We start from the raw sequence: 13,000 nt of genomic DNA, 5'->3' as shown, positions 1-13,000 counted from the left end.
CCATTACGCCAGGAACGCTTCGATCAGGGCCTCGTCGGCCTCCAGGTTGGCGGTCACGCTGCGGACGTCATCGAGGTCGTCGAGGGCATCGAGCATGCGCAGGCAGTGGCGCAGCGCCTCGGACTCCTCCAGGCGGCAGGTGGTGGATGGGATCCAGCGGTGCTCCCAGCCCTGCACGCTCCAGCCCTGGTGCCGCAGGGCATCCTGCAGGCCCTCCAGGTCGGCATAACTGCACACCACTTCCGCGGAGGCGTCGCCAGCTCCAGCTCCACCACGACCTCCCCCCCCAGCAGGTTCGCCCTTGCCGGCTGCCGTCCCCCCTGCCGCTGGCTCGAACGTGTAGGTGAGCGCGGCGGGACCGCCTGCCATCTCCAAGGCCAGCAGGCTCTCCAGCAGGGCGTTCTCCTCAAGGTGGGGCTGCGCGATCCGCACCACGCCGCGGTGCTCGAACAGGTACCCCACACAGCCCACATCGCCCAGGTTGCCCCCGTGCTTGCTGAAGGCCAGGCGCAGGTCCGCCGCCGTGCGGTTGCGGTTGTCGGTGAGCGCCTCCACCAGCACGGCCACCCCGCCGGGGCCATAGCCCTCGTAGCGGACCTCCTGAAACTGATCGCCGTCACCACTGCCCTGGCCAGCTCCCTTGGCGATTGCCCGCTCGATGTTGGTGTTGGGCAGCCCGGCGGCTCTGGCCTTCTCCAGGGCCGTCCGCAGCTGGAAGTTGCCGGCCGGATCGGCCCCGGCGCGGGCGGCCACGCTGATTTCCCGGGCCAGGCGGGTGAACACCACGCCGCGTTTGGCATCGACCACCGCCTTCTGGCGTTTGATCTGGCTCCATTTGCTGTGGCCGGCCATGGCTGGGTGCTGGGTGCGGGATCGGGAGGGAAGCGCCGACGCGGCGGCCTTAGCCGGCCGCGTCGAACACCAGCCGCGGTTGCAGGCGACCGCCCGGGGCGGTGCGGGCCATGCCGGCCAGGTGGCCCTGCGGATCGAGGATCACCACGGGCTGGTCGAGCACGCTGGGATCGAAACCGGGCCGATCGGGGCTGGAGACGGCGCTGGCGCAGAGGCTGCGGCCGCAGCGCCAGCCTGCCAGATCCGCCGCATCCAGCTGTCGCGAGGGCAGGTGCCTGAGCGGCTGGAGTGGATTGTCGAGAGCCGGCAGGGGCGCCCCGCTCTCGAGCGCCTCCAGGCTGACGCTGCCACTCAGAGAAAAGCCGAGCGCTTCGGTGCGACGCAGGCTGGCCAGGGTGCCACCGCAACCCAGGGCGTCGCCCAGGTCCCTCGCCAGGGAGCGGATGTAGGTGCCAGCGGAACAGCGCACCGCCAGCTCCAGCTGCTGGCTGGCGGGCTCCCAGCTCAGCAGCTCAAGCGCATCGATCTGCACCGGCCGCGCCGCCAGCTCCATCGTTTCGCCCCGCCGCGCCCGCACATACGCCCGCTCCCCATCCACGTGCACCGCCGACACCTGGGGCGGTTGCTGCAGGATCGAACCGCGGAAGCGCTCCAGGCAGGCGTCCAGGTCGTCGTGGCTGAGGGCGGGCACCGGACGGCGCTCCAGCAACTCACCGCTGAGGTCGTCGCTGCTGGTGCGCCAGCCGAGCTGGATCATGCCGCGGTAGGCCTTGCCACTCGGCAGGTAGGGCAGCAGGCGCGTGGCGGCGCCCAGTGCCAGAGGCAACACGCCGGTGACGGCAGGATCGAGGGTGCCGCCGTGGCCGACCCGCTTGAGCCCGTAGCAGCGGCGCACCCTGGCCACGCAGGCGTGGGAGGTGAGACCTGCCGGCTTGTCGAGCACCAGGAAGCCGCAGGGCGAAGGGGAGGCGGTCACCGCGACATCGCTGCAGATGGCAAACGCCGGGAAAGGGAAGGCCGGCGGCGGTGCATCATCGCCGCCAGGGGGTGGCAGGAGCCAGGCGGGGCTTCAGGCTGGGGTGCCTGTTCCCCCGGTACCGCGTCTGTGCCTGTGCAACACCGCCGTGATCTGGCCTTCCTGGTGCTGGCCGGCCTCTTCCTCGGCACCATGGGCATGCTCAACATCCTCGGCCTCACGCGCTTCCTGAGCCTGGGCTCGATCGGCGGCTGGCCGATCGTGGTGGCGGTGGGTGCCCTGCCCTATCCGGTCACCTTCCTCTGCACCGATCTGATCAGCGAGATCTGGGGCGAGCAGAAGGCGGGACAGGTGGTGTGGGTGGGGCTGCTGCTCAACGGATGGATCGTGCTCATCCTCTGGCTTGGAGGGGTGCTACCTGGCCTGGCCGGCACCGACTCCAGCACCTTCTTCGAGATGCGGCGCCTGGCCTTCGGCGCCGTGGGGGCCTCCATGGTGGCGTACCTGGCGGCCCAGTTCACCGACGTGCGCCTTTTCCATTTCTGGAAGCGCTTCAGCGGCGGCAAGGCCCTCTGGCTGCGCAACAACGGCTCCACCCTGGTCAGCCAGCTGGTGGACACCACAGCGGTGGTGTTGATCAGCCACTACGCCGCCCATGTGCTGCCGATCCGTTCTGGTGAGCCGGTGCTGCCCCAGCTGTGGGCGTTCATCCTCAGCGGCTACCTGTTCAAGTTTCTGGCCGCCCTGCTCGACACCCTGCCCTTCTACCTCCTGGTGGGCTGGCTGCGGCGCTGGCTTGAGGTGCCCGGCGACGGGGTGGAACTGGGCCATGAAGACCCCCGCCCCCTCCCGCTCCCTCAGCCCCGGCGCTGAGCCGGCCGTGAGCGGCGGCCCCTTACCCTGACGGTCTGCCAAGGGGACCAGGAGTGTCCGAGTCAACCCAGACCATGACGGCCCCATCGGTGCTGCCCAGCCTCGATGTGGAGCGGTTCCTGCGGGACGGCTTCGGCCTGTTCGACCAGCTGGCGGCCTACGTGCAGCTGAGCCCCGGCGAACTGGAGCAGCGCCTGGCCCACAGCCGCAGCGACCTGGCCGCCCTGCACCCCGGCGCCACCGGCTTCGACCCGGAACGGGTGGAGGCCTTCTACGAGGAAACGGTGGGCCACGGCCACCTGCTCGAGCTTTCGGCCTGGCACCTGGGCAGCGGCGATTACATCGCCGACACCCTGCGCCTGCAGCAGCATCTGGCCCGGGGCCAGGTGCTCGACTTCGGCGGCGGCATCGGCACCCATGCCCTGGCGGCGGCGGCGCTGCCCCAGGTGGAGCGGGTGTGGTTCGTGGACCTCAACCCCGACAACCGGGCGTTCGTGCGCCAGCGGGCGGAAGCCCTGGGCCTCGCCCATCGCCTCGGCTTCTGCCGCGATCTGAGCGATCCGGCCCTGCCGGCCGCGTTCGACACCATCGTCTGCCTGGATGTGCTGGAGCACCTGAGCCATCCGGCCGATCAGCTGGAGGTGTTCGCCTCACGCATGTCGAAGGAGGCGGTGGCCCTGCTCAACTGGTATTTCTTCAAGGGCTTCGCTGGCGAGTATCCGTTCCACTTCGATGACCCGCAACTGGTGGAGTGTTTCTTCCGCAAACTCCAGAGCCGCTTCCTTGAGGTGTTCCACCCCTTCCTGATCACCACCAGGGCCTATCGCCTCGCCGATTGACCAGCCTGGTGACCGCCGCATGCGCGGAGGCGGAGGCGAAAGACTGACGCCGGAGCGAAGCCAGACACCACAGCGGAGCCAGATCCTCTCGCACCCGGGTGTGCACACGCACCAGGCTGGCACCCAAACGAAAAGACCGGGAGGCTGGAGAAACAGCAGTCCCGGTCTTGTGCTGCAGTCCTGTGGCTTTCAGGAAAGATGGGCCTTTTGCGTTGAGCCCAGCCAGCCCTGGCCTGTGTGTTCAAGGCCAAGGCTGGCCGTTGGCGTTCAGCCCAGGGCCACGTGGATGCGCTTGCGGTTGCGGAGGCCGCGCTTGATGGTCTCGAAGTTCACGACGCCATCGATGAGGGCAAAGAGGGTGTCGTCGGAGCCGCGGCCGACGTTGTTGCCAGGCAGCACGGAGGTGCCGCGCTGACGGATCAGGATCGAACCGGCGCTCACGGTTTCACCGCCATAACGCTTGACACCCAGCCGTTTGGAATTGGAATCGCGGCCGTTGCGGGTGGAGCCTGTGCCTTTCTTGTGGGCCATGGGGGCGAGAAAACGAAGGGTGGGCGAAAGAAGGAGGAAGTGGAGCCGGGATCAGGCGAGCGCCTTGCCCGCCACGGTGATCGACTCGACCCGCACACGGGTGAGCTCCTGGCGGTGGCCGTTTTTGCGGCGGGTTTTCTTCTTGGGCCGCATTTTGTAGACGATGATCTTGGGGCCGCGGCGATGCTCAAGCACCTTGAGCTGAACGGTGACACCGCTCACATAAGGGTGGCCCAGTGTGGTGGCGCCGCTGGCGTCACGCACGAGCAGCACGTTCTCCAGGGTGACGCTCTCGTCGACCTCTGCCGCGATGCGGTCAAGGTCGTAGTAGCGGTTCGGCTGGAGCCAGAACTGCTGGCCTGAGGCCTCGGCGATCACGTAGGTGCCGGCGCCCGGCGCTGGAGAGTCTGTGCTCGGCGCTGAGGTGCCGGTGGCGGGGGTGGTGCTCATGGGTGCGAAGGCGTGGACAGGCTGCCCGCTCCTGGCCAGCGACCCTGTTGGGGATCACCGGACGGCTCGGCATTCAGGCCTGGCGCACATCCTGAAGAATGGACAAGTGTCCATCCTCCACTCCCAGAGCCCCGCCCGTCAACCTTAAGGTCTCCCAAACGTGGTTCCACGCGCCGCATGTCCCAGCCGGCCTTCACGATCGCCTCGCTGATTCGCGATCCCGGCCTTGATGCTGCCTGCGGGCAGTGGCTGCAGGAGGGGCGCTACGACGTGGTGGCGCTCGGCCTGGCCCCTGACCCCTGCGCGTTGCTGGCCGAGAGCTGGGAGAACTTTGACGCGGTGCTGCTGGAACAGGGTGCCCTGCCTGAGGCACTCGATGATTTACGCCATCAGGGTTTGCTGCTTCCCGCCGTGGTGGTGGGCCCGGTGAGTGGGCAGCTGGATTACCACGATGCCGAGGTGCATCTGCCCGCCGACCAACTGGAACAGCTCAGCTACAGCCTGGATGCGGCGATCTCCCGCTTCCTGCGACGTGGCAACGTGGAGGGGACTCTACCGAGCGAGCCCGGCGGCGATGGCTCCTGGAGGCTGTCAAGCCGCCTGCAGGAGCGGCTTGGCTATCTGGGGGTTTTCTATAAGAGGGACCCTTCGCGGTTTCTCCGCAATCTGCCTCCCCTGGAGCAGAAGGAGTTGTTTCTCTCCCTGGAGCGCACGTACAGAGATCTGCTGGTGAGCTACTTCAAGGACGAGGCCGCAGCGAATCAGGCATTGGAAAGCTTCGTGAACACCGCATTTTTCAGTGATCTCTCCATCACCAAGACCGTGGCCATCCATGCAAATCTGATCGACGAATTCTGGAAATTGCTCAAGCTCAAAGGACAGAAAGACGATTTTCTTCGTGATTACCGCCTGGCCCTCCTTGACGTGATGGCCCATCTCTGCGAGATGTACCGTCGATCCCTGCCCGTCAACGAGCCGGCCCCAGGGCCGCGCGCCGTCGCTGCCACCACGCTTCAGGACCTTCGATCCAACCAACCTTCTGAGGTGCACCCTTGAGCATTCGCAAGACCTACATCCTCAAGCTCTATGTGGCGGGGAACACTCCCAATTCCATGCGCGCCCTCAAGACCCTGCGCAACATTCTGGAGCAGGAGTTCAAGGGGGTGTATGCCCTGAAGGTGATTGATGTGCTCAAGAACCCCCAGCTGGCCGAAGACGACAAGATTCTGGCCACCCCCACGCTCGCCAAGATCCTCCCACCGCCGGTGCGACGCATCATCGGCGATCTCTCTGATCGGGAGCGGGTGCTGATCGGCCTTGATTTGCTTTACGACGAGCTCACCGAAAATGATCTCTTCAATCCTGAACCCCAGGCTGATGATGCCGGTGGCACGGGCCAGATTCTGTAGATCCTCCTAGTAATTTCCGGGCTTTGTTCAGCTGGGCCTTAGGTTGATGCAGGCACCTGACCAGCCATGACGGATTCTCCTTCCCATCCCCATTCGCAGATGCAGGTTCAGAAGCTTCCGACCGGGGTGGAAGGCCTTGATGACATTTGCCAGGGCGGCCTGCCGATTGGGCGTTCCACGCTGATCAGCGGCACATCCGGAACGGGCAAGACCGTTTTCTCGCTGCACTTTCTCTACAACGGCATTCATCATTTTGATGAGCCAGGCATCTTCGTTACCTTTGAGGAATCGCCCCGGGACATCATCCGCAATGCTTCCAGCTTTGGTTGGAATCTGCAGGAGCTGGTGGATCAAGGCAAGTTGTTCATCCTTGATGCTTCCCCGGACCCCGATGGCCAGGATGTGGCTGGAAGCTTCGATCTCTCGGGATTGATTGAGCGAATCAACTATGCGATCAGAAAATACAAGGCCCGGCGCGTGGCCATCGATTCAATCACGGCGGTTTTCCAGCAATATGATGCTGTGTCGGTGGTGCGTCGGGAGATTTTCCGCCTGATTGCCCGGCTCAAAGAAATCGGCGTCACTACGGTGATGACCACCGAACGCATCGATGAGTACGGCCCAATCGCCAGATACGGCGTCGAAGAGTTTGTCTCCGACAACGTGATCATTCTGCGCAATGTCCTGGATGTGGAGCGCCGCCGCCGCACGGTGGAGATCCTCAAGCTGAGGGGAACCACCCACATGAAAGGAGAGTTCCCCTTCACCATGGGGCCACAGGGTGTAGCGATTTTCCCGCTGGGCGCGATGCGCCTCACGCAGCGTTCTTCAAATGTGCGCCTGAGCTCGGGAGTACCGCGCCTCGATGAGATGTGTGGCGGTGGTTTCTTCAAGGATTCGATCATCCTCGCCACCGGTGCCACCGGCACTGGCAAGACACTGCTGGTGAGCAAGTTCATTGAAAACGCCTACAGAAACAAAGAACGGGCCATCCTCTTTGCCTACGAAGAGTCAAGGGCGCAATTGCTTCGCAATGCCACCAGCTGGGGCATTGACTTTGAGCAGATGGAGCAAGATGGCATGCTCAAGATCATCTGTGCTTATCCAGAATCCACCGGCCTGGAAGATCATCTCCAGATCATCAAAACCGAGATTGCCGAGTTCAAGCCCTCCAGAATGGCGATTGATTCGCTATCGGCCCTCTCCCGTGGGGTGAGCCACAACGCTTTCCGGCAGTTTGTGATCGGCGTGACGGGATACGCGAAGCAGGAAGAGATTGCTGGCTTCTTCACCAACACCTCCGAAGAATTCATGGGGAGTCACTCCATCACGGATTCCCACATCTCCACGATCACTGATACGATTCTGCTGCTGCAGTATGTGGAGATCCGCGGTGAGATGGCCCGCGCGATCAACGTGTTCAAGATGCGTGGCTCCTGGCACGACAAGGGCATCCGTGAATTCGTGATCACAGGCAACGGCCCAGAAATACGCGATTCCTTCTCCAATTTCGAGCGTATCATCAGCGGCGTGCCCCACCGTGTCACCTCCGATGAACGGGTGGAACTCTCCCGCATTGTGCGCGGTGTGGAGGATGACGCTTTCTGATCGGGATCTCCGTTCTGATCCAGATCTCAGGCAGCACTGGCAGCGGGTGGTGATGGCTGTGAGAACGCAGCACTGAATGTAGACGTGGCGGCGGCTGCGTTACTTCGCTCGCCTGCAATCGCCAGTTCATCGCTGTCGGCTTGCTCCAGGGGTAGATCGAACCAGAAGGTGGTGCCAACTCCCAGTTCGCTCACCATGTGGATGCGGCTACCGTGCTTTTCAATGATGCCTCTCACGATCGATAGCCCCAGACCGGTTCCCACTTCGGTGTGCACGGCATTCTCGACCCGGTAGAAGCGATCGAAGATCCGGGCCTGGTCTTCGCGGGAGATGCCGGCTCCCGTGTCGGCGATCTCCACCCGCAGCCGCGGCAGGGGTGAAGACAGACCGCAGCTGAGGCTGTCTTTGTCATGGACGGGGATGGAGAGGTCGATGTGGCAGGAATCAGGCCACGGATAGGCGCGCAGCCTCAAGCAGCCACCCGGCTGGGTGAACTTGAGCCCATTGCCCACCAGGTTGTCGAAGACCTGAAGCAGGAGGTCCCAGTTGCCACGTACGCGGGGCAACTGGGCGTCCACATCCATCGCCAGCGTCACCCCTTTCTCATCGGCATTGAGGCGGTAATTGCGAAGGGTCTGCTCGATCGCCGGGCGCAGTTCAATCGGCTCCAGCACCCAGGTACGGTCGGATTCCAGCCTCGACAGATCGAGAACATCGTTCACGAGGCGTGTGAGACGATCGGTTTCAGCGTTGGCGATGCCGAGGAACTCCTGGGTTTCCTCCTCACTCAGCTGGTCACGCATGTCGTGGAGGGTTTCCACATAGCTCTTGATGTTGAACAGCGGCGTGCGCAATTCATGCGACACATTGCTGATGAAGCGGCTCTGGGCGGCGTTCAGTTCCACTTCCCGGGTGAGGTCCTGGATCGTCATGGCAATCCCCTTCAGGCTTTCGCCGCTGGCATCACGCACGCTCTGCAGCACGATGCGCAGGGTGCGGGGCGGCTCGCCGAACGTGCAGCGCACATCGCAGCTGTCCCGCTCACCGGCCAGCAAGCCATCAAGCGGGGCTTGCAGTTCCATCGCCAGCAGATCTGGCAGTTCGCTGCAGAGATCACTGCCTTCCAGGTTGCGGCCTTCCCAGCGGAACAGGCGGCGGGCCGTGGGATTCACCAGCACGATCTGACCATCGCCATCGAGCAGGGCAGCGCCGTCGGCCATGCTGGCGATCAGGGTCTGCTGTTTCACCTGGGCGGCGGTGAGTTCCTCGATGTTGGCGGCGTCGTACACCTCCAGCTGGGAGGCCATGTCGTTGAAACCATTCAGCAGTTCCCCCAGCTCGCCGCCCACAGGCAGGGCGATGCGGGCCTGGAAATCACCGCCGGCGATCGCCCGCACGCCACGCAGCAATTCCTTCACCGGGCGGGTGATCGTGAGCGCGTTGAACACTGCCCCGAGGATCACCAGCACCCAGATCGAGATGAACACCGCCACGGTGACTTCCCGCGTCAATGCCGCACTGGCCAGCACCGCTTCATTGGGATTGATACCAAGCGCGAGCACGCCGAGGTAGCGCCCTTCGCTCACCATCGGCACGAACACATCGGTCACCTGGCCGTCTGGGCTGAGGTGCTGACGGATCAGCGGATTCTGGGAACGGCGTTGCAGATCGGCGGGCAGTTCAAGCCGGCGGCTGAGCAGCAGTTCACTGCTGCCGTTGCTGCCGCCGATCGGGATGCCGAGGTAGATCACTCCATCGGGATCGGCGAAGAAGATGTAACGCAGGCTTCGGCTCGAGCGCCAGAAGCGCTCCGCCACCGCCGCCAGTTCGCGGTCGTTGGCTTCGGCCACCAGCGGGGTGACGTTCGCGGCCAGCAGCAGACCCAGGTCGCGGGCGAAGCGGGTGTCGCTCATGCGCGCATCGCGTTGGATGCCGTTGAGCGCGATGAAGGTGATGCTGGTCATCATCAGGCTCACCACCAGGGTGGCCACAGCCAGCAGCTTGGTCTGCAGGCTGAATTCGGCCCACCACAGGCCGAGCCGCTGCTGCCAGCTGAGCGGGATGGCGGCCGCGCCAGTGGTGGCGCCGCGAGCGGGGGCAGGGGACGGAGGGGTCGGGGCGGAGGCTGGAGAGGCAGACACCGGCCGGTCAGAAGAGGGCGGAAGCTCGGCGGTCACGCGCGGAACCGTCGGATAGACGCACCCTAGGGGCGGCGCACCTGGTGGCCGATGTCACGCCGGAAGCTGAGGCCTTCGAAGTGCACCTGCTCCAGGCCGCCGTAAGCGGCGGCGAAGGCCGCATCGAAATCGTCGGCCTGCGCCACCACCGCCAGCACCCGACCTCCTGCCGTGACGCACACACCATCGGCGCCGGCCCGGCTACCGGCATGGAAGAGCTGCAGATCCGGATCCGGCGTAAGGCTGGTGGTGATCGCGTCACCGCTGCGCACCGGTCCGGGGTAGCCGGCGGCGGCAGCCACGACGCAGGCGCTGCAGCGGCCCGAGATCGTGAGCGGCGGGGCGGCATCAAGGCGGCCGCTGGCACAGGCCATCAGCACCTCGGCCAGTTCATCGCCCAGCAGGGGCATCAGCGTCTGGCACTCGGGATCGCCGAAGCGGCAGTTGAATTCGATCACCTTCGGTCCGTCGTCGGTGAGCATCAGGCCCGCGTAGATCACGCCGCGGTAATCGATGCCCCGGCCCCGCAGGGTGGCCAGGATCGGCAGCAGCACCTGCTGACGCACCAGCTCGAGCCCGGCAGCGTCCAGCAGGGGGGCCGGCGCATAGGCCCCCATGCCGCCCGTGTTTGCGCCGGTGTCCCCTTCGCCGATGCGCTTGTGGTCCTGAGCGGGAGGCAGCAGCACCATGCGCTCCCCGTCGGTGAGCGCGAACACCGACACCTCCGGTCCGCTCAGGCGCTCCTCCAGCACCAGGGCGTCGCCGGCACTGCCGAAGCGCCCCGCAAAGATCTCCTCGATCGCGGCACGGGCCTCCTCAAGGCTGTCGGCCACCGTCACCCCTTTGCCGGCCGCCAGCCCATCGGCCTTCACCACCAGGGGCCGGCCATGGGACTCCAGGGCCTGCAGCGCCTGCTCGCGGCTGGTGGCGGCCCAGTAGCCCGCCGTGGGCACGCCGGCCTCCTGCATCAGCGCCTTCGCCCATTGCTTGCTGGCCTCCAGTTGGGCGCCGCCTGCCCCTGGACCGAACACCGCCAGTCCGGCGGCGCGCAGCTCGTCGGCGAGGCCAGCGGCCAGGGGTGCTTCCGGGCCCACCACCACCAGATCCACCTGCCGCTCCAGGCAGGCGGCGACCAGCCCAGGCCCATCGCTCTCGGCGATCGGCAGCGGCTCGCAGCCCTCCTGTCCGGCGGTGCCGCCGTTACCCGGGGCTACCCACACCCGTTCCACGCCGCGGCAGCGCCGCAGGGCCCAGCCCAGGGCGTTCTCCCGGCCCCCCGCCCCCACCACCAGCACCCGGCGTGGAGACGGCAGGCCATCGGTCAGGGGTGCGGACATGGAGCGGAGCGGGTGATGGGGGGCGGTTCCCTTAGGTTGTGGCCCGGTGGCCGCCTGCCGTGACCCTTCCTCTTTACATGCCGGTGGGTCCCCGCCGAAGGCTTGCCCTGCTGCTGATGGCCGGGTTGGTCATCGCCGGCCACGTTCCCATCCAGGCTCAGACTGCGCTCCCAGCCCAGCGCCAGCCCGGGTCTGCTGCCCCGGCGGCCCAGGCTCCGCCGATGGCTGCAGAACTGGCCACGCCCCAGGCCCCGGTGACGCCTGCGGTCCCGGGGCCTGGGGTACTGCCGGGAATGCCCGACGAGGACTTCGATGCTGCGCTGCGCTCCGAGGATTTCGCGGCCCTCGAGCGGGCCTGTCAGGACTCCGCCCGGTTCGATCGCAGCGACCGGCTGCGGCTGCTGCGTGAGCGCCTGGTGACGATGCGCCCGGCGCCCCAGCCCTTCGCCGTGATCCTGGTCAATGCCAATGCCCTGATCAGCTGCCTGGCACCAGAGTCGGCGCTCACCGTGCTCGACCGCTACGGCCCCGGGCAGGGCCGCGAGCGGGAGCAGTGGCTGGTGCAGCAGTGGCGCGCCGCCAACGCCGCCCTCGATCACCGCCGGGCCGCCGAGGCGCTGCGGCGGCTGGCGGCGGGCCGCGTCGCCCAGCTCGAAACGATGCCCCTGCCCCTGCGGCTACGCGAAGACGGCAGTCTCGACACCCGCTCGGCCCTTGATGTACTCGCCGGCCACCTGGAGGTGCTGGGCCGCTCGCGGGAGGCGGCGGAGGTGCTGCTGGCCGGACGGCTGCCCGGCACGGTGGCGGCCGAGCGGCTGGAGCGGGCGGTGATCTTGCTGGTGGCGGTGCCGCTGGCTGAGCGCAATGCCCTGCTGGAGCTGGCCCTCAACCAGGCGGCTGCGGATGGGGCCTGGGGGCTGGCGGCGCAGCTGCTGGATCTACAGCAGTTCGTGCAGCGCGCAGCCGGTGCCGATCCGCGCGCGGCCGCCGATCGGCGCCTGAGGCTCGCCCGTCGCATCGACGACGCCTATGGCGAATGGCTGCTGGAGCGCGCCAATCCCGAGGCGAAGCAACGCGCCGCTGCTCTTGAACGTGAGCTGCGCTCCCCCCGGGCCGCCGGTGGGCACGCCAGCCCCGCACCCGCACCCAGCCCTACCCCACCACCCAACTCCCTCCTGCCATGACGGCCTTTTCGATCGGTGCGCTCCTGTATGAGGGCAAGGCCAAGCGGGTGTTCGCCACCCAGGACCCCGACCTGGTGGCGGTGGACTACAAGGACGACGCCACTGCCTTCAATGCGCTGAAGAAAGCGCAGCTGCAGGGGAAGGGCGCCCTCAACTGCCGCATCTCCGCGCTGCTGTTCGAAGCGCTCGAGGCCGCCGGCGTTCCCACCCACTACCTGGGTGTGGAGGGCAGCTCCTGGATGCTGGTGCGGCCCGTGGCGGTGATTCCCCTGGAGGTGGTGATCCGAAACCGCGCGGCCGGTTCCCTCTGCCGGGAGATGCCGATCGCGCCCGGTACCCCCCTGGAGCCACCGCTGCTGGATCTTTATTACAAGGACGATGCCTACGGCGATCCGTTTCTGAGCGAGGCACGGCTGGCGAGGCTGGCGCTGGTCACGGCGCAGCAGCGCGCCGATCTGGAGGCCCTCGCCCACCGGGTGAATGGTGTGCTCCGCCCGTTGTTCGCCGGCGTAGGACTCGAACTGGTGGATTTCAAGCTGGAGCTTGGCTTCACGGCAGACCAGCAGCTGGTGGTGGCCGATGAGATCAGCCCGGACACCTGCCGGCTCTGGGACCTCGCCACTGAGGACGCCAGCGACCGGATTCTGGACAAGGACCGCTTCCGCCAGGACCTCGGCGGCGTGATCGAGGCCTATGGGGAGGTCCTCAAACGGGTCCAAGGGGTTTGCCCTTCCCCCCGGGTCTACGGGTAAGGTCACGCCAAT

13 protein-coding genes are annotated in these 13,000 nt (G+C 66.2%); 7 read left to right on the top strand and 6 right to left on the bottom strand.

All coding sequences use genetic code 11. The features are described from left to right. Positions 1-3: 3 nt before the first annotated feature. Complete coding sequence (locus KBZ19_RS11965) at positions 4-852, bottom strand: YebC/PmpR family DNA-binding transcriptional regulator (RefSeq protein ID WP_255101090.1); 849 nt, start codon at positions 850-852, stop codon at positions 4-6. Positions 853-901: 49 nt separating this feature from the next. After that, positions 902-1,828 carry a tRNA pseudouridine(55) synthase TruB gene (truB, locus tag KBZ19_RS11960; RefSeq protein ID WP_255101089.1) on the bottom strand — a complete coding sequence of 309 codons (927 nt, stop codon included), beginning with the start codon at positions 1,826-1,828 and terminating at the stop codon, positions 902-904. A gap of 129 nt (positions 1,829-1,957) precedes the next feature. Between truB and KBZ19_RS11955 the strand changes: the two genes are divergently transcribed. Both KBZ19_RS11955 and KBZ19_RS11950 read left to right on the top strand, forming a co-directional pair. Continuing rightward, positions 1,958-2,701 (top strand): queuosine precursor transporter, encoded by a 744-nt coding sequence (locus KBZ19_RS11955; protein WP_255101088.1) that lies wholly within the window; start codon positions 1,958-1,960, stop codon positions 2,699-2,701. Positions 2,702-2,775: 74 nt separating this feature from the next. Further along, entirely contained in the window at positions 2,776-3,540 is a 765-nt protein-coding gene (locus KBZ19_RS11950; RefSeq protein WP_255101153.1) for a bifunctional 2-polyprenyl-6-hydroxyphenol methylase/3-demethylubiquinol 3-O-methyltransferase UbiG, read from the top strand. Between the two features lie 267 nt (positions 3,541-3,807). On the opposite strand, the gene rpmA is transcribed toward KBZ19_RS11950, so the two are convergent. Together rpmA and rplU are read right to left on the bottom strand one after the other, a co-directional pair. Further along, a complete protein-coding gene (rpmA, locus tag KBZ19_RS11945) occupies positions 3,808-4,071 on the bottom strand; it encodes a 50S ribosomal protein L27 (RefSeq protein WP_094512693.1) in 264 nt (87 codons plus the stop codon). 51 nt (positions 4,072-4,122) lie between these two features. Then, positions 4,123-4,521 carry a 50S ribosomal protein L21 gene (gene rplU, locus KBZ19_RS11940; protein WP_255101087.1) on the bottom strand — a complete coding sequence of 133 codons (399 nt, stop codon included), beginning with the start codon at positions 4,519-4,521 and terminating at the stop codon, positions 4,123-4,125. 177 nt (positions 4,522-4,698) lie between these two features. Here rplU and KBZ19_RS11935 point away from each other — a divergent pair, with 177 nt between their 5' ends. The 3 genes from KBZ19_RS11935 (at position 4,699) to kaiC (ending at position 7,538) form a co-directional block, all read left to right on the top strand. Further along, positions 4,699-5,577 (top strand): circadian clock protein KaiA, encoded by an 879-nt coding sequence (locus tag KBZ19_RS11935; protein WP_255101086.1) that lies wholly within the window; start codon positions 4,699-4,701, stop codon positions 5,575-5,577. After that, positions 5,574-5,930, top strand: coding sequence for a circadian clock protein KaiB (gene kaiB / locus KBZ19_RS11930; protein ID WP_094512690.1), 357 nt, complete (start codon positions 5,574-5,576; stop codon positions 5,928-5,930). The genes KBZ19_RS11935 and kaiB overlap by 4 nt, the downstream gene beginning before the upstream one ends. Before the next feature lie 66 nt (positions 5,931-5,996). Further along, entirely contained in the window at positions 5,997-7,538 is a 1,542-nt protein-coding gene (gene kaiC / locus KBZ19_RS11925; RefSeq protein WP_094512689.1) for a circadian clock protein KaiC, read from the top strand. Positions 7,539-7,564: 26 nt separating this feature from the next. On the opposite strand, the gene nblS is transcribed toward kaiC, so the two are convergent. Next, complete coding sequence (gene nblS, locus KBZ19_RS11920) at positions 7,565-9,601, bottom strand: two-component system sensor histidine kinase NblS (RefSeq protein ID WP_255101152.1); 2,037 nt, start codon at positions 9,599-9,601, stop codon at positions 7,565-7,567. 140 nt (positions 9,602-9,741) lie between these two features. After that, the gene (purD, locus tag KBZ19_RS11915; RefSeq protein ID WP_255101085.1) at positions 9,742-11,052 is read right to left on the bottom strand and encodes a phosphoribosylamine--glycine ligase; all 1,311 of its coding nucleotides are present in this window, start codon (positions 11,050-11,052) and stop codon (positions 9,742-9,744) included. A gap of 59 nt (positions 11,053-11,111) precedes the next feature. Here purD and KBZ19_RS11910 point away from each other — a divergent pair, with 59 nt between their 5' ends. Together KBZ19_RS11910 and purC are read left to right on the top strand one after the other, a co-directional pair. Continuing rightward, entirely contained in the window at positions 11,112-12,236 is a 1,125-nt protein-coding gene (locus tag KBZ19_RS11910; protein WP_255101084.1) for a hypothetical protein, read from the top strand. After that, positions 12,233-12,988, top strand: a complete 756-nt coding sequence (gene purC, locus KBZ19_RS11905) for a phosphoribosylaminoimidazolesuccinocarboxamide synthase (RefSeq protein WP_255101083.1) — start codon at positions 12,233-12,235, stop codon at positions 12,986-12,988. Before KBZ19_RS11910 ends, purC begins: the two co-directional genes overlap by 4 nt. Positions 12,989-13,000 lie beyond the last annotated feature (12 nt).

It is taken from the genome of Synechococcus sp. L2F, assembly GCF_024345695.1.
GTDB lineage: Bacteria > Cyanobacteriota > Cyanobacteriia > PCC-6307 > Cyanobiaceae > MW101C3.
Note: the sequence above shows the minus strand (reverse complement) of the source record. Positions and strands in the feature narration are given on the sequence as shown.